The sequence below is a fragment of the Alcaligenes aquatilis genome (genome assembly GCF_003076515.1).
Lineage (GTDB): Bacteria > Pseudomonadota > Gammaproteobacteria > Burkholderiales > Burkholderiaceae_B > Alcaligenes > Alcaligenes aquatilis.
Map to the genome: position 1 here is coordinate 3,122,856 of NZ_CP022390.1, position 22,065 is coordinate 3,144,920.

At 56.5% G+C, this 22,065-nt stretch carries 18 protein-coding genes; 12 read left to right on the top strand and 6 right to left on the bottom strand.

What is annotated here, in order from left to right; all coding sequences use genetic code 11:
• Window positions 1-2 precede the first annotated feature (2 nt).
• Window positions 3-608 carry a HutD/Ves family protein gene (locus tag CA948_RS14320; protein ID WP_108728363.1) on the bottom strand — a complete coding sequence of 202 codons (606 nt, stop codon included), beginning with the start codon at window positions 606-608 and terminating at the stop codon, window positions 3-5.
• 295 nt (window positions 609-903) lie between these two features.
• Between CA948_RS14320 and CA948_RS14325 the strand changes: the two genes are divergently transcribed.
• From CA948_RS14325 to rpoH, 11 genes are all read left to right on the top strand, one after another.
• Complete coding sequence (locus CA948_RS14325) at window positions 904-2,100, top strand: aminotransferase-like domain-containing protein (RefSeq protein ID WP_108728364.1); 1,197 nt, start codon at window positions 904-906, stop codon at window positions 2,098-2,100.
• 210 nt (window positions 2,101-2,310) lie between these two features.
• On the top strand, window positions 2,311-3,255 hold the full coding sequence (ubiA, locus tag CA948_RS14330; RefSeq protein ID WP_108728776.1) for a 4-hydroxybenzoate octaprenyltransferase: 945 nt from the start codon (window positions 2,311-2,313) through the stop codon (window positions 3,253-3,255).
• Window positions 3,256-3,293: 38 nt separating this feature from the next.
• Window positions 3,294-4,553: a putative Na+/H+ antiporter gene (locus tag CA948_RS14335; RefSeq protein ID WP_094198077.1), complete on the top strand. Its 1,260-nt coding sequence runs from the start codon at window positions 3,294-3,296 to the stop codon at window positions 4,551-4,553.
• A gap of 264 nt (window positions 4,554-4,817) precedes the next feature.
• Complete coding sequence (locus CA948_RS14340) at window positions 4,818-5,021, top strand: FmdB family zinc ribbon protein (protein ID WP_420866716.1); 204 nt, start codon at window positions 4,818-4,820, stop codon at window positions 5,019-5,021.
• A gap of 11 nt (window positions 5,022-5,032) precedes the next feature.
• A complete protein-coding gene (locus CA948_RS14345; RefSeq protein ID WP_094198075.1) occupies window positions 5,033-5,683 on the top strand; it encodes a DUF502 domain-containing protein in 651 nt (216 codons plus the stop codon).
• Between the two features lie 42 nt (window positions 5,684-5,725).
• Window positions 5,726-7,513, top strand: coding sequence for an aspartate--tRNA ligase (aspS, locus tag CA948_RS14350; protein WP_094198074.1), 1,788 nt, complete (start codon window positions 5,726-5,728; stop codon window positions 7,511-7,513).
• Between the two features lie 18 nt (window positions 7,514-7,531).
• Window positions 7,532-8,383 carry an endonuclease/exonuclease/phosphatase family protein gene (locus CA948_RS14355; protein ID WP_094198073.1) on the top strand — a complete coding sequence of 284 codons (852 nt, stop codon included), beginning with the start codon at window positions 7,532-7,534 and terminating at the stop codon, window positions 8,381-8,383.
• Between the two features lie 41 nt (window positions 8,384-8,424).
• The gene (clsB, locus tag CA948_RS14360; RefSeq protein WP_094198072.1) at window positions 8,425-9,666 is read left to right on the top strand and encodes a cardiolipin synthase ClsB; all 1,242 of its coding nucleotides are present in this window, start codon (window positions 8,425-8,427) and stop codon (window positions 9,664-9,666) included.
• A 152-nt stretch (window positions 9,667-9,818) separates the two neighbouring features.
• Window positions 9,819-10,925: an S-(hydroxymethyl)glutathione dehydrogenase/class III alcohol dehydrogenase gene (locus CA948_RS14365; protein ID WP_094198071.1), complete on the top strand. Its 1,107-nt coding sequence runs from the start codon at window positions 9,819-9,821 to the stop codon at window positions 10,923-10,925.
• 127 nt (window positions 10,926-11,052) lie between these two features.
• Window positions 11,053-11,946 carry an S-formylglutathione hydrolase gene (gene fghA, locus CA948_RS14370; protein WP_108728365.1) on the top strand — a complete coding sequence of 298 codons (894 nt, stop codon included), beginning with the start codon at window positions 11,053-11,055 and terminating at the stop codon, window positions 11,944-11,946.
• 286 nt (window positions 11,947-12,232) lie between these two features.
• Complete coding sequence (rpoH, locus tag CA948_RS14375; protein ID WP_094198069.1) at window positions 12,233-13,129, top strand: RNA polymerase sigma factor RpoH; 897 nt, start codon at window positions 12,233-12,235, stop codon at window positions 13,127-13,129.
• A 251-nt stretch (window positions 13,130-13,380) separates the two neighbouring features.
• Here the strand turns inward: rpoH and CA948_RS14380 are convergent, their stop codons facing one another.
• Together CA948_RS14380 and CA948_RS14385 are read right to left on the bottom strand one after the other, a co-directional pair.
• Window positions 13,381-15,432 (bottom strand): TonB-dependent copper receptor, encoded by a 2,052-nt coding sequence (locus CA948_RS14380; RefSeq protein WP_108728366.1) that lies wholly within the window; start codon window positions 15,430-15,432, stop codon window positions 13,381-13,383.
• A gap of 98 nt (window positions 15,433-15,530) precedes the next feature.
• Entirely contained in the window at window positions 15,531-15,968 is a 438-nt protein-coding gene (locus CA948_RS14385; protein ID WP_094198067.1) for a DUF2946 family protein, read from the bottom strand.
• A gap of 283 nt (window positions 15,969-16,251) precedes the next feature.
• On the opposite strand from CA948_RS14385, the gene CA948_RS14390 reads away from it, so the two are divergent.
• Complete coding sequence (locus CA948_RS14390) at window positions 16,252-18,852, top strand: cation:proton antiporter (RefSeq protein WP_108728367.1); 2,601 nt, start codon at window positions 16,252-16,254, stop codon at window positions 18,850-18,852.
• Between the two features lie 19 nt (window positions 18,853-18,871).
• Here CA948_RS14390 and fic read toward each other — a convergent pair whose 3' ends face one another.
• The 3 genes from fic to CA948_RS14405 form a co-directional block, all read right to left on the bottom strand.
• Window positions 18,872-19,963, bottom strand: a complete 1,092-nt coding sequence (gene fic / locus CA948_RS14395; protein WP_108728368.1) for a protein adenylyltransferase Fic — start codon at window positions 19,961-19,963, stop codon at window positions 18,872-18,874.
• Window positions 19,964-20,157: 194 nt separating this feature from the next.
• The gene (gene cyoE / locus CA948_RS14400) at window positions 20,158-21,051 is read right to left on the bottom strand and encodes a heme o synthase (protein WP_094198065.1); all 894 of its coding nucleotides are present in this window, start codon (window positions 21,049-21,051) and stop codon (window positions 20,158-20,160) included.
• The gene (locus CA948_RS14405; RefSeq protein ID WP_108728369.1) at window positions 20,990-22,063 is read right to left on the bottom strand and encodes a COX15/CtaA family protein; all 1,074 of its coding nucleotides are present in this window, start codon (window positions 22,061-22,063) and stop codon (window positions 20,990-20,992) included. The genes cyoE and CA948_RS14405 overlap by 62 nt, the downstream gene beginning before the upstream one ends.
• Between the last annotated feature and the right edge of the window lie 2 nt (window positions 22,064-22,065).

The following is a 22,065-nucleotide window of genomic DNA, read 5'->3' on the forward strand; positions in this document are numbered from 1 at the left end:
TTTCATTCCGTGGGAGCGATATAGGCGTAGACCAGTGGAGCATCAGCGTGCTCGGCCTGCAGTTGCAGCGACAAGGGGGCGGATGTGCTGCCTGTCAGGGCCTGCCCGGTGTTCAAGGTCCAGCGATGTATGTCGGACTGGAGCTGGTAGCCGCCTTGCGGTGCATACAGAAAGTGCGTGCCTGCGGCCAAGGTCATGGGAGCATTCCGTCCTTGCCAGGCTTGCAGGCTGCCCTGGGCTCGGCCCCGGCGCAGCATCAGATTCAAGTCCTGCGTGGGTCCGAGCGGTAACACGCAGGCCACCCGGTCCTCGCCCGCGAAGGCGTAGGGCTGGAAAGGGTGCAGCACATGAATGTGGTCATGGTGGGTTAGCTGCATGTTGTCGCCTTTGATCAACATGATGTGTCGATCTATGCCGGGAAAGCGTGAAAAATCGCCGGAAGTGTGGACTTGGGCCAGGCTGATGCGCCAGTCAAAGTGCTCATAATCGGAATGCTTTGGGGAGCACCGTATTTCGTGCGTGGTGCCACCACCGTTTTTCCAGGGCTGCGCGGGCAGGCTGCTGATGTTTAGCAGGTCAAGCAAAGTGGCAGGGTGAGGGTCGCTCATGGTGGCATGGCTCCGAGCAGATTTTTAATTGTATATACAATAGCTGAGTATAGACAAAGTGCGACGATTGCCTTGAAGGGGAGATCGATTTTTCAGGGTAAATCCCGAGCTGATACGGTTTGGCTACTTGCGCTGCAAGCCGCTTGGTGGCAAGGTATACGCTAATAAACCCGCGTCATAACTCATTCAAAGGTGCAGGATGCCTGGTTTGTCCGGCATCCTGCGTTCATTGTTGCAAGCTAGAAAGTTTGCATATGAAGTATTTAATCGTTCTTCTTCAGGACTTTTCCGAATCATGGATACCCTCTCGCAGTCTTTTACCTTTTCCCAACGTGCCCAGAAACTGAGTGGCTCCGCAATTCGTGAAATTCTCAAGGTCACTGCGCGTCCCGAGATTATTTCCTTTGCGGGCGGTCTGCCCACTCCAGTTGGCTTTCCTGTCGAGGAAATGCAAAGCGCGTGCAACAAGGTACTGAGCGAGCAGGGTCGTGTGGCCTTGCAATACGCCACCACGGAAGGCTATCTGCCCCTGCGCCAGTGGTTGGCAGAACAAATGAGCGCCGAAGGCTCCCCTGTACACGCCGACGAAATCCTGCTGGTGAACGGTTCGCAGCAAGCACTGGATATGCTGGGCAAGTTGTTCATCGACGAGGGCAGCAAGGTGTTGGTGGAATCGCCTACTTACCTGGGTGCCTTGCAGGCTCTGTCGGTGTACGACCCTTCTTTTGTGGCGATTCCTACCGATGGTCAGGGCATGATTCCCGAGTACGTGTCGGCTCCTGAAGCTATGGGTGCCCGTCTGCTGTACGCACTGCCTAACTTCCAGAACCCGACCGGCCTGCGTTTGCCCTTGGAGCGTCGTCAGGATCTGGTGGAACGATGTGCTGCCGCACATATCCCAATCGTCGAGGACGATCCCTACGGCGAACTGCGTTACGCTGGCGAACGCCTGCCCAGCTTGCTGTCTTTGGGCCGCAAGGCAGGTGCCACTGTGATTCGTCTGGGCACCTTCTCTAAAGTTCTGGCTCCCGGCCTACGCCTGGGTTACATCGTGGCTCCTGCCAAAATCATCGACAAGCTGGTGCAGATCAAACAGGCCACGGACTTGCATACCTCCACGTTGACGCAGATGGCGGTTTACGAAGCCGTACATAACGGGTTCCTGGAACAGCACCTGCCCAAAGTGCGCGATATTTACCAGAAACAGTGCGCCATCATGCTCGATGCGATGGACAAGAACTTCCCGGACACGGCCCAATGGACTCGTCCTGAAGGTGGCATGTTCATTTGGGTGACCTTGCCCGAGCACGTGGATGCCACGGCCCTGTTGCAAAAAGCGATTGAAAATCTGGTGGCTTTTGTGCCTGGCGAGCCCTTCTACGCGGGCAAGGACGTCAAACGCAACACCTTGCGCCTGAGCTTTGCGACTGTGCCCGAGGAAAAAATTCGCGAAGGCATCGCCATCTTGGGTAAACTCATTAAAGAAGCCTGATGGGTGTTTGGCAGGCAATGGACGCAGACTGATGGTCTGCGTCTTTTCACGCGCTGGCTGGGCCAGCGTTGTGGTTTTCAAGGGTCGTCCATTTTGCTCTCTTTGCTCCTGGAGCATGAGCAGGTTCCTGGAATCCACCGCATACCCTCAGCCAGAGGGTATGCCTGTTTCTAGTCTATGGCTCAAGGCCTGGATTTAGGTTTTACCTCTATGACATCTCCATCCGCTTCGGAGTCTTCTCCGCGCCCAGATCTGTCCGATATGCGCCCCACCAATGACTGGGTGGCCCGCTATTTACCCGCCTCCTGGGGGCCTTATGCGCGTTTGTGCCGGCTGGACCGGCCTGTGGGCACTTGGTTGACCCTCTTGCCCGCCCTGGCCGCTCTGGTGCAGGCGGCGGACGGTCTTCCTACCTTGTGGCGTGTGGTGATCTTTTCCCTGGGTGCCTTGTTGATGCGTGGCATTGGCTGCTGCTTTAACGATATGGCGGACCGCAACTTTGACCACCAGGTTGAACGCACCCGTTTCCGGCCTTTGACCAGCGGGCAGCTCACCATGCGCAAGGCCGTGATCTTCGTGCTGGCGCAGATGGCTGTGTGTGCCTTGCTGCTTTTTGCCATCAATGAGTACAGCCGCTGGCTGGCGCTGGCCCTGTTTCCCATTGTGATGATCTACCCACTGTGCAAGCGCTTTACCTATTGGCCGCAAGTGGTTCTGGGGATCTGTTTTAACTGGGGCATGCTGATGGCCTGGTCCGACACGCAGAACATAGTGCCTTTGGGTGCCATCCTGATGTGGGTGGGCGCGATTTTGTGGCAGGTAGGCTATGACTCCATCTATGCCTATATCGACGTGGCTGACGATACCAAGCTGGGTCTGCACTCGACCGCCTTGCGTTTTCGTGAGGCCGGCAAGACCTGGATCAGCGGTTTTTATGTAGCCGCCATGTTGTGCTGGCTGGTAGGTGGTTTGCTGTTGGACGAGCGGATTTTGTATTACGCCGTGATGGCGGTTATTGGTGCCCATCTGCTGTGGCAGATGAAACATTTTGACGTGCGCTATCCCGAACGAGGCCTGCGCCTTTTCCGTGCCAACATCTGGGTTGGTGTTTTGCTGGTGGTGGCCGCGTTGGCGGGCACAATCAGTTTGGTTTGATACGCAGCAATTTACATAAAGCTTTAAAGGTTCGAAGAATGGCTTCTCCTCTTGAGTATGTTGCAACGGCGCTGTTTGCCATTGCCATCGTCCACACCTTCTCGGTTCCGGTGTTTGCACGCTTGGCCAATAAAGGCGGCAGCCATGCAGGGCTATGGCACATGTTGTCCGAGGTCGAAGCCGTGTTTGGCGTCTGGGCCTGTGTGCTGGTGGCTTATATGGCCGTTTTTGTGGACTTGCAGTCGGCCATCGAGTATTTGGAGAGCCGCAACTTTACCGAGCCCATGTTCGTGTTTGCGATTATGGTGGTTGCCGCCAGCCGCCCGATTCTGGAGCTGGTGAACAAGATCGTGTCGGTGCTGGCACGAGCGGTACCCGTGTCGAACCAGATTTCCACCTACTTCATCACCATTTCCGTGGTGCCGTTGGTGGGTTCCCTGATTACCGAGCCCGCTGCCATGACCTTGGCGGCTTTGCTGCTGCATAAGGCGTATTTCCGCCATCAAGGCCATGCCGGTTTCAAGTATTTGACCGTGGGTGTGCTGTTTGTGAACGTGTCCATTGGCGGCGTCTTGACCGCGTATGCGGCACCGCCTGTCCTGATGGTTGCCAGCACGTTTGGCTGGGACAGCGCCTTTATGGCAACGCATTTTGGTTGGCGCGCTATTTTGGCCGTCTTGATCAATGCCACTTTGGTCACACTGATTTGCCGTAAAGCTTTGCTGGAAATGGGGCAGGGCATGCCCGAGCCCAGCCAAACCCAACGCCCGGTACCGATTGGTGTCATGGCGGTTCACGTGGCTTTCCTGATAGCGGTTGTGCTCGGTGCGCATCACCCCATTGTGTTCATGGCGTTGCTGATGCTGTTCATTGGTTATGCCCATTCGTACAAGCATTACCAGAACCCCTTGCTGGTGCGCGAAGGTCTGATGGTTGGTTTCTTTCTGGCCGGTCTGGTGGTGCTGGGTGGTTTGCAAAAATGGTGGTTGCAGGATTTGCTGGGCGGCCTGTCGCCGACGGTGCTGTTCTGGGGTGCAACGGCCTTGACCGCTGTGACCGATAATGCTGCCTTGACCTATCTGGGCTCTTTGGTTGAAGGTACGTCGGACATTTGGCGATACATGCTGGTGGCAGGTGCTGTAACCGGCGGTGGCTTGACCGTGATTGCCAATGCACCGAACCCCGCTGGCTTTTCCATTTTGAAAGGCAGCTTCCCGGACGGGGCCATCTCACCCCTGCGCCTGCTGCTTAGCGCCGCAGCACCGACCTTGATTGCTGCCTGCCTATTTTTGATCTAAATCGGATGGCCGCCGCAGGCGGCCTGTCTGGTGGGGTGAAGTTCAGTGCGATTGCACCCCAAAAAGGGCTAAAATCACGTCAGAAGTGCCCCTGTGAACTCTTTTCGGGTTCTTTTTGAGCGGGTCCCCAGCTTGAAATTTGCTGGTATCGACCCTACTTATTTATCTCTCGAAGTTTGTTTCGGCTTTTTGTTAGGATGAGTCGTGCCTATCTATGCGTATAAATGCAGCTCGTGCCAATACGAAAAAGATGTGCTGCAAAAAATGTCGGACCCCGTTTTAGAGGTTTGTCCAGAATGTAATCAGCCTACCTTTACCAAACAGGTAACGGCGGCAGGATTCCAGCTCAAGGGTACGGGCTGGTATGTAACGGATTTTCGTAACCAGGGTGGCAGCAAGTCCGCAGACAGTGGCGCTACGTCCACGCCTGCGCCTGCGGCGACACCCACGTCCTCATCGTCCAGCTAACACCACTTCTTATGCGCCCCTTCAAGCGTTATTTCGTCACTGGCCTGCTCATTTGGGTGCCCTTGGTCATCACCGTCTGGGTGATGACTTTGCTGATCGAAACGCTGGAGAGCGTGGTACCGGAGTTTCTGTCTTCGCAGGCCCTGTTCGGCCTGCGAATTCCCGGCTTTAGAATTGTGCTGGTGCTGGCGGTCTTGTTTGGTACGGGTTTACTGGCGGCCAATTACCTGGGCCGTGCAGTGGTGGATCGTTGGGAATTGCTACTTGGGCGTATTCCTTTGGTGCGTTCCATTTATAATTCGGTCAAGCAAGTCAGTGATACGGTGTTGGCACCCGATGGTCAGGCGTTTCGCGAAGCCGTTCTGGTGCAGTATCCCAGGGCTGGCTCCTGGACCATTGCTTTTTTGACCGGAGTACCGGGCGGACAAGTGGCGCAGATATTGGGAGACGACTTTGTCAGCGTCTACGTGCCCACAACACCCAACCCAACTTCCGGTTTTTTCCTGATGATGCCTCGGGCCGATGTACACAAGCTCGACATGACAGTGGATGCGGCGCTTAAATACATCGTATCCATGGGTGTGGTCGGCCCTGCCGAGTCGATCGCCTTACCCCCAGTTTCTGACCAGTCTGAAGGGACACCTCCCTTGGCTGGAACCTGAATTTTCCAATTTGCAGTTTTTACTATTTCGGAGTCATCCTAGATGCGTACGTGTTATACCGGCGAGGTTTCCAAAGAATACCTGGGCCAGACGGTCAATTTGTTTGGCTGGGTACATCGTCGCCGCGACCACGGGGGTGTGATTTTCATTGATCTGCGCGACCGTGAGGGTCTGGCGCAGGTTGTCGTCAATCCTGACAACGTGCAGGCCTTTGAAGTGGCCGAACGTATCCGTAATGAGTACTGCCTGCGCATTACCGGCCGCGTTCAGGCCCGTCCTGAAGGCACCGTCAACCCGGATCTGCGTTCGGGCGAGATCGAAATCGTGTGTGATGAGATCGAAATCCTGAATGCCTCGGTCACCCCGGCGTTCCAGTTGGATGATGACAATTTGTCCGAAACTACGCGTCTGACGCATCGCGTGCTGGATTTGCGTCGTCCGCAAATGCAGAACAACCTGATGCTGCGCTACAAAGTGGCCATGCAGTCCCGTCGCTATCTGGACGACTTGGGTTTCATCGATATTGAAACCCCCATGTTGACCAAGAGCACCCCTGAGGGCGCTCGCGACTATCTGGTTCCCTCGCGTGTGAACGCGGGCGAATTCTTCGCATTGCCTCAGTCGCCCCAGTTGTTCAAGCAAATGCTGATGGTCTCGGGCTTTGACCGCTACTACCAGATCACCAAGTGCTTCCGCGACGAAGACCTGCGCGCTGACCGCCAGCCAGAATTTACCCAGATCGACTGCGAAACCTCTTTTCTGAACGAAGAGCAGATTCGCGAGATCTTTGAAGGCATGGTCACGCACATTTTCCGTACGGTGCAAAACGTGGAACTGCCTACGTTCCCCACCATGAGCTGGACCGAGGCCATGCAGCGCTACGGTTCGGACAAGCCTGACCTGCGCGTCAAACTGGAGTTCGTGGACGTGGCTGATCTGATGCGTGAAGTGGACTTCAAGGTCTTTTCCGCCCCAGCCAATGACCCATCCTGCCGTGTGGTTGCCCTGCGCATTCCTGGTGGTGGCGCCATGCCCCGCAGCGAAATCGACGCCTACACCAAATTCGTCGGTATCTACGGTGCCAAGGGCCTGGCTTACATCAAGGTCAACGATGTTGCCTCGATTCCTGAAGGCTTGCAGTCGCCGATCGTCAAGAACATCCATGTTGATGTTCTGAAGCAGTTGATGGAGCGCACGGGCGCCCAGAACGGCGACCTGATCTTTTTTGGTGCGGACAAGGCCAAGATCGTCAACGACGCGATCGGTGCCCTGCGTATCAAGATCGGTCACAGCGAGTTTGGTAAAGAGAACGGTCTGTTTGAGGAAGGCTGGAAGCCTCTGTGGGTGGTGGACTTCCCCATGTTCGAATACGACGAGGGCGAAAACCGTTACTTTGCGGCTCATCACCCCTTCACCAGCCCCAAAGACGGCCATGAAGACCTGTTGGAAACCGATCCCGGCAAGGCCTTTGCCAAGGCATACGACATGGTGCTGAACGGTTGGGAAGTGGGCGGCGGTTCGGTCCGTATCCACCGTGCCGACGTTCAAAGCAAGGTGTTCAATGCCTTGAAGATCGGTCCTGAAGAAGCACAACTGAAGTTCGGCTTCCTGCTCGACGCGCTGCAATACGGTGCGCCTCCACATGGCGGTCTGGCTCTGGGCCTGGATCGTCTGGTCACCTTGATGGCCGGTGCCGATTCGATTCGTGATGTGATTGCTTTCCCCAAGACACAGCGTGCTCAGTGTCTGCTGACCCAGGCCCCATCGGCTGTGGATGAGCAGCAACTGCGTGAGTTGCATATTCGTCTGCGGGCTGTTGAAAACAAGTAAGTCAGAGCGGGGGACGGCGTGTCAGTGATTCGGGTAGTCAGCTACAACATTCACAAAGGCCGTTCGGCTTCTGGCAAACGGGAGTCTTTGGCGGATCTGCGCCTGGGACTTTACGGATTGTCTCCCGACTTGTTGTTTTTGCAGGAAGTGCAGGGGCGTAACCAACTGCAAGGCAGTCTGGACGCCCAGCACGAATCGCTGGCCGCTGCCTTGCGCATGAATACGGCTTATGGGTGCAACGTGGTTCGTCCTCATACGGATCACGGCAACGCCTTGCTGTCGCGCTTTCCCATTTTGCAGTACGAAAACCAGGACATCTCCGACCATCGTATGGAACAGCGCGGTTTGCTCCATGCGGTTGTTGATGTTGGCGGCCGTCCGGTGCATTGCATTGTGGTTCATCTGGGCCTGTTCAACAGTGGCCGGGTTCGCCAGGTTCAGGCCTTGCTCGATCGTATCAAGCGCATTGTCCCTGCGGACGAACCCTTGTTGATCGCGGGCGATTTCAACGACTGGAATAACCGTCTGGCGCCTATCTTTGTGCAGCAATTGAATCTGTACGAAGTGTTTTCCTTCTCGCCTCGCGGTCAGGCCGATAACCGTTTCCGCTTGCGCCAGCCCATCAAATGGCTGCGTACCATGCGTAAAAGCGGGCTGGTTGTGCCGGACCAAGGCATCCAACTGGGTGTCAATGGTGCTGCACGCATGACACCCCCACCTCGTACTTTCCCCGCAGCATTTCCCTGGTTACGGCTGGATCGTGTCTATCAGCGTGGTTTTGCAGTGCGTAATGCCCGCGTGCTGGTGGGAGACCCCTGGAAGCAGTTGTCCGATCATGCCCCTATCCTGACCGAGCTGGAGCTGCCGTAACGGGGCATTCAGTGGTTTTCTAACGTACAGGCCTAGCCAGCATGCCGAGTCTGAAGCGCGATCCACTTTGGCACGAAGGTAATCAAATCACCTTGCTGCAAAATGGCCAGGAGTTTTTTCCGGCTATCTGCGAAGCCATCGATCAGGCCAGAAAGCGTCTGCATCTGGAAACCTATATCTTCAATCTGGACGATAGTGGTCACTGTGTTTTGGACGCCTTGCGTCGAGCCAGTGAGCGCGGTGTGCGCGTACGCGTGGTAATTGATGGCTTTGGCAGCGATGTGCATGCCTTGCAAATTGCCGAGCAGTTAAAGGCCATGCGTGCGCGCTACCGGATTTATCGCCCCAAGCCGCAAGGGTGGCGCGAACCCCGCCTGTCCTTGCGACGCCTGCGCAGACTGCACCGGAAAATGCTGGTGGTCGATGAGCGCATTGGTTTTGTGGGTGGCATTAATATTCTGGATGACTTTGATGATGTGCCCTTGATCAATGGGCAGGGCATGCCGCGTTTTGATTTCGCCGTGCGCTGTGAAGGGCCGATTGTCGATGACATGGTGCGGGCGCAGCAGGCTTTATGGCTGCGTATGGCCTGGCGCAGACGCAAGGATTGGGACAGCTTCACCCAGCGTTTCACCTTGTGGCGCGAATGGCGCAAGCGCCGTCAGCAGCGCAAGAAGGCGGAGCAGGCCGGCCAGGTCTTTGAAGGCATACGGGCCACTTTGTTGCTGCGGGATAATGTGCGCCATCGTCAGCAAATTGAGCAGGCTTATTTGCAGTTGTTGTGCAAGGCGAAAGAGCAGGTCATTTTGGCCAATGCCTATTTTTTTCCGGGCCGCACCTTGCGACGGCATATTGAGCAAGCCGCCGAACGTGGTGTGCGAGTACGCTTGTTGTTGCAAGGCCATGCCGAATATTTCCTGCAATATCGGGCCTGTAGATTCATGTATGGGCAGTTGCTGGATCATGGCATTGAGCTGTATGAGTACAAGGCCAGCTATCTGCATGCCAAAGTAGCCGTCATCGATGACTACTCCATGGTGGGCTCGTCCAATCTGGATCCGTTCAGCCTGCTCCTGGCGCGTGAGGCCAATGTGCTGATTCAGGATCAGCCATTTACCCAGAATTTGCAGACCAAGCTGGAGTACGAGATCGAACACAATGCTGCCAGAGTCTACCCGGAGCAATATCAGCGTCTGGGGGTGTTCAGCCGGCTGGTTGATTACCTGGCCTATGGTATGTTGCGCCTGGGCGTGCTGCTGACGGGTAAATCGTCTTTGTATTGAGGGCAATCCTGTACGTTGTGCGGGTCTTTACCCATACAAGGTGCCGCCAGCCGGGCAGCGCCTTATAAAATACTCTCTATACTTTAAGAGTTTGGTCCCGAAGGACCGAGTTTGCCGTAACCATAATTACTTTTACCCGGAGGGTGGACCACATGAAAACACGTGCAGCAGTTGCCTGGAAAGCGGGCGCACCGCTAACGATTGAAGAGGTCGATCTGGCAGGTCCCAAAGCGGGCGAAGTGCTGGTCGAGATCAAGGCGACGGGCATTTGCCATACTGATTACTACACTCTGTCTGGCGCTGACCCAGAAGGTTTGTTCCCGGCCATCCTGGGCCATGAAGGCGCAGGCGTGGTGCTGGATGTGGGCGCGGGTGTGACCAGCCTGCGTCCCGGCGATCACGTGATCCCGCTGTACACGCCCGAGTGCCGCCAGTGCAAATCCTGCCTGTCGCGCAAGACCAACCTGTGTACCGCCATTCGCTCTACTCAGGGCAAGGGCCTGATGCCGGACGGAACGTCGCGTTTCTCCATCGGTGGCAAGCCTGTGCACCACTACATGGGCACATCGACTTTTGCCAACCACATCGTGGTGCCAGAAATTGCCTTGGCCAAGATTCGTAACGACGCGCCGTTCGACAAGGTGTGCTACATCGGCTGCGGCGTGACCACCGGTTTGGGCGCCGTGCTGTTTACCGCCAAAGTGGAGGCCGGTGCCAACGTGGTGGTGTTCGGTTTGGGCGGTATCGGCCTGAACGTGATCCAGGGCGCCAAGATGGTGGGCGCGGGCAAGATCATTGGTGTGGACATCAACCCCGAGCGCGAAGCCATGGCTCGCCAGTTCGGCATGACTGATTTTGTGAACCCCAATGACGTTGAAAACGTGGTGGACCACATTATTCAACTGACGGACGGCGGCGCGGATTACTCCTTTGAATGTATTGGCAACACCAAGGTGATGCGTCAGGCGTTGGAGTGCTGCCACCGTGGTTGGGGCCAGTCCATCATTATTGGGGTGGCCGAGGCCGGTGCCGAAATCTCCACTCGTCCGTTCCAGTTGGTGACCGGCCGTGAATGGAAGGGCTCTGCCTTTGGTGGCGCTCGTGGTCGTACCGATGTACCGAAAATTGTGGACTGGTACATGGATGGCAAGATCAATATCGACGATCTGATCACCCACACTTTGCCGCTGGAACGCATTAATGAAGGTTTCGACCTGATGAATGCCGGTAAATCCATCCGTTCGGTGGTGATGTACTGATAGACGTCGCAGGAAGAGGGCGCAGGCTGCTGCCTGCACCCTTTATCCCGGTGCCAGAGTCCGTTGCCGCCCTGGGGGTGTGCCACCGGCTTGGGGCCTGATCTGCAATTGAGAACAAGAGGGGGCTATGACTCAGACACTGGAACTGCTCAACGAACACCGCTGTTTTGATGGCTGGCAGCGTTATTACCAACACGCTTCGCAGACGATTGGTCTGCCCATGCGGTTTTCTGTGTATATGCCGCCACAACTACAGGCTGGTGCTCAGAAAGAGGCCGCCAGCCTGGCAGAGGCCATCGGGCAAGGCCGTGTGCCTGTGCTGTTTTTCCTGGCAGGGCTGACTTGCACAGAGGAAACCTTCATGATCAAGGCCGGTGCCCAGCGTTACGCTGCCGAGCACGGCATCATGCTGGTCACTCCCGATACCAGCCCACGTGGCGCCGGCGTGGCAGGGGAGGATGAGGGCTGGGATCTGGGCACGGGTGCTGGTTTCTATCTGGATGCCACTGAACCGGGCTGGAACAAGCATTACCGCATGGAAAGCTATGTGACCCAGGAGCTGTTTGAGCTGGTCACGACCATCCTGCCCGGTGATGCCAGCCGTGTGGGTATTTTTGGTCATTCCATGGGCGGTCATGGTGCCTTGACGCTGGCGTTGCGCCATCCCGGCAAGTACCGCTCCGTGTCGGCCTTTGCGCCTATTGCTGCGCCAACCCGCTGCCCCTGGGGTGAAAAAGCCTTTGGTGCCTACTTGGGTCAGGATCGTCAGGCCTGGGAACAGCACGACGCCAGCGCCTTGATGGCCAAGACCAGCACGCCGTATCCTGCCGGAATTTTGGTGGATCAGGGTTTGAGCGACGGTTTTCTGGCCGAACAACTGTATCCGGACGTATTCGAGCAGGCGTGCGAGCAGGCCAAACAGCCTTTGACCCTGCGCCGTCACGACGGCTATGACCATGGCTACTACTTCATCTCGACCTTCATTCAGGACCATCTGAATTTCCACGCCGAGCGACTGTGATCGTTGGATAAACAAGGTCGTACTTTGTTATTTTCAGGTGGGCATTAAGGCGTTACTCTCAGGCAGCCACGGTTTTTTGCCTGTTTGTGGCGTTCTGCCCACCGATTGACCGCCGTTTCCCCTCAAGTAGTGAACTTTTTCTTGCTGCGACGCTCTTATTCCTGTATCCGAAATTTTTAGCACTCCAGACCATCGAGTGCTAAACTCAATGATTGTTGAAATACGTTTTTGGCGGTTTGAGGGCCTTGTTGAGTGCTCTCGCCGGCTGACCTTTGAAGGATTTTCCATGACACAACAAGCGAACGCTTTGGCCCTGGCGTCTGGTAATGAACTCGTCGCCGCCGTGTCTAATCCAGGCGCACTGGGGACGATCGAAGCGTATATTTCTGCTGTTAACCGTCTGCCCATGCTCAGCGCCGAACGCGAAACCGAGCTGGGTCAGCGCCTGCGCGACCAGGATGACCTGGATGCTGCGCGCGAACTGATTTTGTCGCACCTGCGTCTGGTGGTGTCCATTGCCCGCCAGTACCTGGGTTACGGCTTGCCGCATGCCGACCTGATTCAGGAAGGGAACGTGGGCCTGATGAAGGCCGTCAAACGCTTTGACCCAGAACGCGGTGTGCGTCTGGTGTCGTTTGCCGTGCATTGGATCAAGGCCGAAATTCATGAATACGTCGTGCGCAACTGGCGCATGGTGAAAGTGGCTACCACCAAGGCCCAACGCAAACTGTTTTTCAATCTGCGCCGCATGCGTCCGGACGGACAAACGCTGGATACGGCTCAGGTAGACGCGATTGCGCGTGAACTCGATGTGCGTCCACAGGACGTCAGCGAGATGGAAGTGCGTCTGTCCGGTCACGATATGGCTCTGGAAGCCCCGACTAATGACGACGATGACCATTTCGCGCCTATTTCTTACCTGTCCGACGAAGGGCAGGAGGAACCCTCGCGTGTGCTGGAACGTCGTGCTCAGGACATGCTGGAAGGCAGCGGCCTGGAAGAAGCGATCGACACGCTGGACGAGCGTTCGCAGCGCATTGTGCGCGCCCGCTGGTTGCAGGACGATGGTGGCGCGACCTTGCACGATCTGGCTGCCGAATTCGGCGTGTCGGCAGAGCGTATCCGTCAGATCGAAGTGGCTGCATTCAAGAAGCTGCGTGTCGCTTTGGCGGCAGCAGTTTAAGTCGTTTTAAAGAGTTACAAATTTCCAGGGAAACCGGCAGAACTTAAGCTGATCTTCGCGGACTAAACAATACATTTGCTGATTTTTGCCACCTATGCAATTCGGCATTTGCACATCCGCTTCGGCTTCTCCTCTTCCCCTCCCTTTTGAAGCGGATGTTTACGGGACACCAGCTAGGTGTCCCTTTTTTTTGCCCTGGTTTTTCAGCCTTTTTGCCTGCTGAGTCCATCTGACCTAGCAGGCAAAAACGATCAGAAGGTCAAAGCAGCGCGTAGCCAGACGGTGCGACCAGGGTCATTAAAGCGGCTTGCTGCCCCAAAACCAAACCCACTGTTCCCGGCCAGATTCAGGTGTTCGCCATAGGTCTTGTCGAACACATTATCCACACCGGCTGTCACAGACAGATTGCGGTTGATTTTGTAGCCGCCGTACAGCGACAAGGTGCTGAAACCGCCGGTAGGCCCAAAGTCGTAACCCACCACATTCCCTTGTCCCTGCGAATAGCGATTTTGCTTGGCCACAATGCGCCAGACACCGCCTGCGGACCAAGGACCTTGCACATAATCCGCTGTCAGACGCAGATCCAGCGGGGGCATTTGCGGCAGAGCGCGGCCATCAGTGCTATTTCGACCCCAGGCATAGGCCAGGCTGCCGCCCAAGGTCCAGTTGGGCGTTGCTTTCCAGTCCGCACCCAATTCGCCGCCCATGATGCGGGCCTTGACGTTGCGGGCCTGGGTTTTCTTGCCCATCATGCCGCCGGGCAGGTAGTCGAACAAGATGTAGTCTTGAATCTGGCCGATATAGGCAGAAGCCCAGGCCGATACCGTTTCATCCTTGTACTGCGCGCCAAAATCCAGCTGCGTGGTCTTTTCAGGTTGAATCCCCAGGAAGGCACTGGGGCTGCCTTGCGGACCGCTGGCCGGGGAAATTAGTTCCCAATAATCCGGCATGCGCTGCACATGACCAATACCGGCGTACAGGCTCAAAGGCAGGGAATCCAGATCATGCTCGATACGCAAGAAGGCACTGGGCAGGGTTTCCCGACGGCGCTCGTTGGCTCCGGGGTTGGGTTTGCTCATCATGCCACTGCCCAGGCTGGGGCGCAGATCGCGGGCGCTGGCCCAATCCAGACGTGCACCACCAATCAAACGGCTGGCGTCATTCAGATCCCAACGGGCCTCGGTGAAGATGCCGATATTGTCGAACTCGGCATCTTTTACCCAATCCTGATCACGGTAGTCCTGCATCCCCATTGCGCTGCGTTTGCGATGGCGGCTGCGCATGGCATCCGCGCCGGTGGTTAGCGTCAGGTCGTCGCTCAAGGCCCAGTCCATGCTGAAGCGGCCGCCCCAGGTCAGACGGTCCACATTGGAAGCCATAGGCATGGACATACCGCCGCTGGGCTTGAAGGGGCGCAGCTCGTAGTTATCCATCACATGATCGGCGTAGTTGTAATACAACTGGGCCTGCACATTGCGCAGTACGCCTTCATGCATGTCTTTCTGGAAGCGCAGACCCAAGGTTTCGCGCTTGAATTTGGTGCCGTCCATGCCACGACCGGCATAGCGGGCATAGCCGTCACCCGTGCCTGCGCTTAACTCCAGCAAGGTATCGGCATCCGGTGTCAGGCCAATGGCGACGTCTGTATTCCATTTTTTCCAGCGTGAAGGCACACGCTCGCCATCCCCGTCCTTGTAGTCTTGCGCGCGATCCTGATTGGCGGTCAGGCGGGCATAGTAAGAGGCATTGCCAGCGGCAAAGTCCACATTGCCTGCGTGACGACCAGCCGAGCCGCCCAGGATGCTGGCGTCCAGCGTGGCATCGCTTTCGGTAAAGCCAGGCGCTTTGCGCTCGAAACGTACCGTCCCGGCAGACGCGCCTGGCCCCCAGCGCACGCTTTGTGGGCCTTTGATGATGGTCAGCTCATCAAAGGATTGGGGCGAAATGTAGGAGGTGGGCGCATCCATGCGCGACGGGCAGGCACCAGGCATGGAGCTGCCATTGGTCAGCACGTTCAGGCGCGAGCCAAACATGCCACGCAGCACCGGGTCGCCGTTGCTACCGCCATTACGGATGGCGGCAAAGCCAGGGATGGTTTTCAAGTAGTCTGTGCCGTCGCTGGCGGGCAGGGGCAGGCGCGGCAGTTTGGGATTGGTGCTGAACTGCAAAGGAGATTCAGGAGCCACCCCTGTCACCACAATGGGGCTGAGTTGTTCGATAACGGTGGATTGGGCCAGGGCAATAGAGGGCACACAGGCCAGAACACCGGCGCTGATCAGGCCGGGGTTTACTAATTTCTTCATGACTAAATTCCGAAGAGCAGCCGTCGCCCAGCGGCAAATCCGCTTGGGCAATAGCAGCAAAGGAGAAAAGGCGCAGCGGCAGAGCCGAACGCGGGAAATCAGGCAGGAAGAAGAAAGGGTGGGGCTCGTTGTCCCACCGGCGGGCCACGAATAAAGGCCTGTGCCAGGGCGGGATCAAGCAGGGGAAGCAGGAAGGGCCGGAAGTGGCCCAGGCTCAAGGGTGTGGCGACAGCCACAGGCGCGGGCGTCAACGCGGCTTGCAGCATGACGCAGAACGGACAGGTGGCGCTGGTAGTAGCCTCGTCCGAGTGGTCAGCGGTGTCCTCGCCCAACAAGGCTGCCCAGTGCTGCACCATTTCAGGGGGCAGGCTTTGTCCTGAAGGCAAACAGAAGGCCAGGGCATAGCCCTGATCGTTTTGCGTGGGCATGTAGCCCGCAGGCACGATTCCGCGCAGCACCACAGCCAGCAACAACAAGCACAGGCCCAGACGATGGGGCCAGCGAGTCGCAGCAGGAAAGGGACGCGGAAAATTCATGATGCGAAAGTATAACCAGTTATGTCAAAGGCGAATTTGCGTTGGCGCAGATTCCGGCTCGCTGTCGTATCTTTGTGTAGATGTGGCTCTGGGTGCGGGGCCAGAGGCCAAAAAACGTAAATTTTGCGAGAAAAAGATAGTTCGGTGGCTGTGATGCGGGGAAAAGGCGCTATTCTGCCTTATGCGGAAAGCGGGGGGATTTTCCGTGTCGATCTGGCCTGTCCACGCCTGAATGCGTAGGTACATGCCGGTAGACTCAATGCCGATGACAAAGGATGTCGCGATGCAGATTGGGCAGTTTGTGTTTGGGTTGGCAGGCCTGTTGGGGCTGGTTGCCTTTATGCCGCCTTTGGCGGGACGCTTGCGACTGCCGTACTCCGTACTCTTGGCTCTGATCGGCTTTGCGTTGGGCATCCTGTTGCATCTGCATGCCTGGGCACCCAAGATGGTGTCGGACTTTCTGAGCACCCTGCAAGCCTTCGACATCTCCTCCGAGACCTTCCTCTACGCCTTCCTGCCTATCTTGCTGTTCGAGACTTCGCTGGCCATGAACCTGCGTAGGTTGCTCGATGATATAGGCGCCATCTTGATGATGGCCATTGTGGCCGTGGTGGTCTGTACCTTTGCCGTGGGTTATGCCCTGAACGTGGCCTCTTCCTATGGGCTGGTGGTCTGTTTGATGCTGGGCGCCATTGTGGCCACCACAGACCCAGTCGCTGTGGTGGGTATCTTCCGTGAAGTGGGTGCGCCTAAACGTCTGTCCACGCTGGTCGAGGGCGAGGCCCTGTTCAATGACGCGGCCTCGATTGCCTTGTACTCGGTGCTGCTGGCGGTGTTGACCGGCGGTGGCGAATTAAGTGGCAGCACCGTGCTGGGCAGTTTCCTGTTCAGCTTCTTGGGCGGTGGTGTTGCGGGTTTCCTGATGGGGCGTCTGGCCAGTGGCCTGTTTGTGCTGTTACGAGGCTGGCCCGCAGCGGAAGTGACGCTGACCATTGCCTTGGCATATCTGGCCTTTTTTGTGTCCGAGCACTATCTGGGTGTATCGGGTGTGGTTGCCACGGTCATTTCCGGTTTGGTGGTGGGCTCCACAGGCCGCACCCGCATGTCGCCCGCGACCTTCGAACTCTTGAGCAGCTCCTGGTCCCAGATGGGCTTTCTGGCCAATTCCTTGATCTTCTTGTTTGCTGCCATGTTGATTCCGCGCCTGATGGCTGAAATCACCTGGATGCAGATCGGCCTGGTCGCCTTGCTGTTTGTGGTGACCTTGCTGGCACGGGCTGTCATGGTGTTTGCCGTGTTGCCCTTGCTGGGGCGCACCCGCTTTGGGACCCGAGTCAGTCGTCCCTATCGGGTGGTGATTCTGTGGGGTGGGCTGCGTGGTGCTGTCTCCTTGGCGTTGGCCTTGGCCGTCACCGAGCAACACGCTATCCCGCATGATGTGCGCCAGTTCATCGGCGTGGCCACGACGGGCTTTGTGTTGCTGACTTTGTTTGTGAACGGGATCAGCCTGCGGCCTTTGATTCGTCGTTTGGGTCTGAACCAACTGACTCCTCTGGAGCGCCATTTGCGCGATCAGGCGGTGAGTCTGGCCCTGGAAGAGCTGCGCGACAAGACCGAGGAACTGGGTCGGCAAGAGCAAATCAAGCCACAAGTTATCGAGCGCCTGTGTACCGTTTTTGAGGTCAGTCAGGCCGGTGTGGCGTCGGGTCAGATCCAAAGCCTGACCGAGGCGCAGAAAGTGAAAATGGGCATGGCGATTCTATCGGCCCGTGAAGTGGAGCTGTTTTACGAGCAGTTGAAATCGCAGATTGTGGACTGGAAAACAGCCGAGTCCTTGTTAAGCCGGGCCGAGCGCATGAACGATACGGTGCGTCAGGCGGGTTTGGCTGGTTTTGAGGCCGCCATTGCATCAGACCTGCGTTACTCCCGAGGGTTTCGTTATGCGTTGCGCTTGCATTATCTATTTGGCCGGCAAGGCTGGCTGGTCCGGGAACTGGACAAGCGTTTCTCGAACCTGATCGCCAAGCGGTCAGTGGCCCAGCGTTTGATACAGTTTGCCCAAACGGAGCTGGCTCCCTTATTGGGGCAGCAGGCCACCGGTACGATTGTGCAGGCCCATAAATTGCGTCTGTCGCAACTGGAAGATGCCTTGCATTCCTTGACGCTGCAATACCCTGTGTTTGCACAATGGTTGCAGGAATCCTATCTGGCACGAGTGGCGGCGGCACAAGAGCGAGCCCACTATCGCACCATGCTGTCGCACTCTCTGATTACCAGCGAGATGTACGCGGATCTGGTCAAACAGATCACGCAACGCTGGCGCTATCTGGAGGAGCGTCCCACTCTGGACATGACCATGAGTGCCATGGAGTTGATTGCCCAGGTGCCCATGTTCGATGGCATTTCCGAGCAGGCCAAAAAAGAACTGGCGCGACGCTTGCGCCCACGTCTGGCTCTGCCGGACCAGAAGATTCATCTGCGCTACGGCGGCATGCGCGTCATGTTCTTTGTGGCTTCCGGAGCACTGGAGCTGACCTTGCCCGATGGCAGTCTGGTCGAATTGGGAACAGGGCAGACGATTGGCGAGGTGAATGTCGTCGAGCATAGCGACCATGCGGGCGAAGTCCGCTCTCTGGGCTATAGCCGCCTGCTGATGCTGACCGAGCGCGACTTCGACACCTTGCGTGGCAAAGATCCTATCTTCAGTGAAAAGATCGAGGCAGTCGTGCGTCAACGCCAGCGAGCCTACCAAGTCTGGCAGGAGTTCGAGTCCGGCCAACGCCAGCACGAAGCACTGCCACCGCTATTTGGCTTGGCGCATGCTTTGAGTGAGGCGGAGAATTTTGTAGGGCCGCCGTTACCACCTAAGACGCAAGAAAGTTGAGTAGAGACAACGCCTGCTTTTAGCGGGCGTTGTCTCCCTTTAGCAAGGCCATCAAGCCTAGATTGATGAAGACCTTTTCGCGCCCGACAGTGACTTCGTTCAGGATTTTCAAGGCGACAAGATCTTTCAGTATTTTTGATGCGGTTTGCCGTTGTGCAATTCCTTGCTCCACTAGGTTTGGGATTCGGCAATACGGCTGCATAAAAATTAGATCAACCAGTTCATGGCTGTATATCTTCGGGGCTTCGTTGCGAAGTCGCTCCCGCGTGTTGTCTATGAGGTCGCAGATTGCGTTGATTTTTGCAGCGGTCCATTCAGATGTGCGGTGGATAGCTTCCAACATGTACAAAACCCACGGTTCCCATTGATGCTCTGTTGTTACTTGCAGGAGTAAACGGTAGTACTCCTGCTTATTTTGAATGATGTAACGACTCAAATAGAGGATAGGGACTTCCAACAAGTTTTCAGAGATCAAGAACAGCAGGTTCAGTATCCGGCCCGTTCGTCCATTACCGTCACTGAACGGGTGGATAGCTTCAAATTGATAGTGCATGACTGCCATGCGAACAAGAGGGTCGATATCTCTTTGTTGATGAATGAAGTTCTCCCAGTCTGAGAGAAGATCACGTATCGTCGCTTCTCCTTGAGGTGGGGTATAGATAATTTGCTGGGTTGCATCATTCATCAAGGCGGTTCCTGGCACCTTGCGGATATCCATGGCCACACCCTTGATCGTTTGGCATATGTCCACAGCCGTGGCTGTTGTCAGAGGTCTTTCTTTGAGGGAGCGATACCCTTTGTGTAACGCTGTACGGTAACGCAGGGCTTCTTTTGTTGCCGGATCAGCCTGTGTGTTCGAGGCGTCGTTCGCGTATTGGAAGAGCCGGTCTGCCGTTGTGACGATGTTCTCGATTTCTGAGCTTGCCTGTGCTTCCAGCATGGGGATGATATTGATCAGCATTTCCTGGTTCGGAATGCGCTTTGCCATGCCTTTTAATTCTGCTAACGATGCCTGTGCCTGGATACAGGCTTTCAGAATGGCCTTGGTTTCAATGTCAGTTTGTGGTGGGAGCCGGGGCAGATCGTTGTACGGCACTTGTGGATTGAACATACTTAGGTCCCTAAAGAAACATGTGGATCACGCTATGAATTCTATTGAGACCTGCCTGATATGTCGATTTTTTTCTATTTTTTAAACACATATGAATTATGTGTACAAGCGATAGACATGTTTTTGAGATACGTCGAAAAATAGTGTTTTTTCCAACATGTCTCAAAAGTCTACGTATTACATCCTTGTGTTGATCAGATCAAGCGCACCCAGTGATCCACTAGCAGCGCCCCAAACAGAACCGCCAGATAAATGATGGAAAAGCGGAACAGCTTACGGGACAGTTCATCGCTGTAGTGGCGGTGTAGTTGATGGGCGTATTGAATGAAACGGGCGCCCAGCAAAAGGGCGGTAGCCAGGTACAGAGGGCCGCTCATGCGGATGATAAAGGGCAGCAGGCTGGAGGCCATCAGGATGTAGCTGTAGAGCAGCACATGCAGCGTCGTAAATGTTTTGCCATGGGTGACGGGCAGCATGGGCAGGCCGGCGCGCTGGTAGTCGTGTTGACGGTAGAGCGCCAAGGCCCAGAAGTGCGGGGGCGTCCAGATAAAGATAATCAGCACCAGCAGCCAGGCTTCTGCCGGTACAGCGTTGGCGATGGCGGCCCAGCCCAAAGCAGGCGGCATGGCACCGGACAAACCACCGATCACGATGTTTTGTGGGGTCAGGGGTTTGAGGATCACGGTATAGATCACCGCGTAACCAATGAAGGTGGCCAGGGTCAGCCACATGGTCAGCGGATTGACCCAGTAGTACAGCACCAGCATGCCTATGCCGCCCAGCAAACCGGACATGGCCAGCACTTGGGGTGGGGTAATGGTGCCGCGTGCCGTACCGCGTCGGGCGGTGCGCAGCATGCGGGCATCAATCTGGCTTTCGATCAGGCAATTGATGGCAAAGGCGGCAGCCGCCAGCATCCATATGCCTAGCGTGCCTGCGACCACCGTACCCGGATCGGGCAGGCCGGGAGCAGCCAGAAACATGCCGATTACGGCACAGAAAACAGCCAGTTGGGTGACTCGTGGTTTAGTCAGTACCAGATACTGGCGCAGGAGCGAGGCGGGAGCCAGGGTAGCGGTGTTTGTCATACTGTATTCCTTGGGGGACAGTCGACTTGCGGGAAAGCCGTACCAACAGGGTGACGCAGCATAAAACGAGACCGGCAGCTCCCCCATTATGCAGGACGGCAATCAAAAGAGGCCACTGGAAAAAGATCGTGGTTAACCCCGTGATGAGCTGTGCCAACAGCAACAAAAGGACTAATGTTGCCGGGCGACGCAGTACGGGATCGGCGCGCAGTTTCCACGCGACTGAACCCAAAATCAGAAACACCAGAAAGGCCATATTTCTATGAACCCAGTGAATGGCGGTCAGTGCAGCCTGGGAAATCATCTCGCCAGAAGGCAGCTCGCCCAGCGCGCGAAACAGCGAAAACCCGCCATGCAAATCCATCTCGGGTATCCATTGGCCGTGGCATTGCGGAAAGTCCATGCAGGCCAGCGCCGCATAGTTGGTGCTGACCCATCCACCCAGGCCGATCTGAATCGTTAGCAGAATGAAGGCGCCAATCAGCCAAGGTCGCCAGCGGCGGGTGACAGGAGAGACCGGCGGGCCAGGGTTCTCGCGTACGGCCAGCCAGGTCATCAAGGCCAGTACGCTCATGCCGCCCAGCAAGTGGGTGGTGACGATAATAGGCATCAATTTGTGGGTGACGGTCCAGGCACCAAAGGCTCCTTGCACGCAGACGGCCAGCAAGGTGAACAGGGCCAGCCGAGCCGAATAGCCCAAGGTGTGACGATGCCGCCAGGCCATCCAGACGATGGCAATAATCAACATGCCCAAGGCCGCGCCCACATAGCGGTGAATCATTTCAATCCAGGCCTTGCCCCAACTGACTGGGCCATAAGGCATGGCTTGATAGGCTTGCTCGATATGTGCGCTCGCGCCTAGCGGCGAGAGTTTGCCATAGCAACCGGGCCAGTCCGGGCAGCCCAGGCCCGAATCTGTCAGACGGACAAAAGCGCCGAACATGATCAGGTCCAAGGTCAGGAACCAGGTCAGGTAGACCAGTTTGCGGTAGCGTTGGCGGATATCGGCCATAA

Excerpts from the sequence above, each read along its gene's own strand:
- clsB (WP_094198072.1), top strand. The coding sequence starts at position 8,425 with ATGCCGAGTCTGAAGCGCGATCCACTTTGGCACGAAGGTAATCAAATC.
- CA948_RS14390 (WP_108728367.1), top strand. The coding sequence starts at position 16,252 with ATGCAGATTGGGCAGTTTGTGTTTGGGTTGGCAGGCCTGTTGGGGCTG.
- CA948_RS14385 (WP_094198067.1), bottom strand. The coding sequence starts at position 15,968 with ATGAATTTTCCGCGTCCCTTTCCTGCTGCGACTCGCTGGCCCCATCGT.
- CA948_RS14405 (WP_108728369.1), bottom strand. The coding sequence starts at position 22,063 with ATGGCCGATATCCGCCAACGCTACCGCAAACTGGTCTACCTGACCTGG.
- CA948_RS14335 (WP_094198077.1), top strand. The coding sequence starts at position 3,294 with ATGGCTTCTCCTCTTGAGTATGTTGCAACGGCGCTGTTTGCCATTGCC.
- ubiA (WP_108728776.1), top strand. The coding sequence starts at position 2,311 with ATGACATCTCCATCCGCTTCGGAGTCTTCTCCGCGCCCAGATCTGTCC.
- cyoE (WP_094198065.1), bottom strand. The coding sequence starts at position 21,051 with ATGACAAACACCGCTACCCTGGCTCCCGCCTCGCTCCTGCGCCAGTAT.
- fic (WP_108728368.1), bottom strand. The coding sequence starts at position 19,963 with ATGTTCAATCCACAAGTGCCGTACAACGATCTGCCCCGGCTCCCACCA.
- CA948_RS14320 (WP_108728363.1), bottom strand. The coding sequence starts at position 608 with ATGAGCGACCCTCACCCTGCCACTTTGCTTGACCTGCTAAACATCAGC.
- CA948_RS14325 (WP_108728364.1), top strand. The coding sequence starts at position 904 with ATGGATACCCTCTCGCAGTCTTTTACCTTTTCCCAACGTGCCCAGAAA.
- rpoH (WP_094198069.1), top strand. The coding sequence starts at position 12,233 with ATGACACAACAAGCGAACGCTTTGGCCCTGGCGTCTGGTAATGAACTC.
- fghA (WP_108728365.1), top strand. The coding sequence starts at position 11,053 with ATGACTCAGACACTGGAACTGCTCAACGAACACCGCTGTTTTGATGGC.
- CA948_RS14380 (WP_108728366.1), bottom strand. The coding sequence starts at position 15,432 with ATGAAGAAATTAGTAAACCCCGGCCTGATCAGCGCCGGTGTTCTGGCC.
- CA948_RS14340 (WP_420866716.1), top strand. The coding sequence starts at position 4,818 with ATGTCGGACCCCGTTTTAGAGGTTTGTCCAGAATGTAATCAGCCTACC.
- aspS (WP_094198074.1), top strand. The coding sequence starts at position 5,726 with ATGCGTACGTGTTATACCGGCGAGGTTTCCAAAGAATACCTGGGCCAG.
- CA948_RS14365 (WP_094198071.1), top strand. The coding sequence starts at position 9,819 with ATGAAAACACGTGCAGCAGTTGCCTGGAAAGCGGGCGCACCGCTAACG.
- CA948_RS14345 (WP_094198075.1), top strand. The coding sequence starts at position 5,033 with ATGCGCCCCTTCAAGCGTTATTTCGTCACTGGCCTGCTCATTTGGGTG.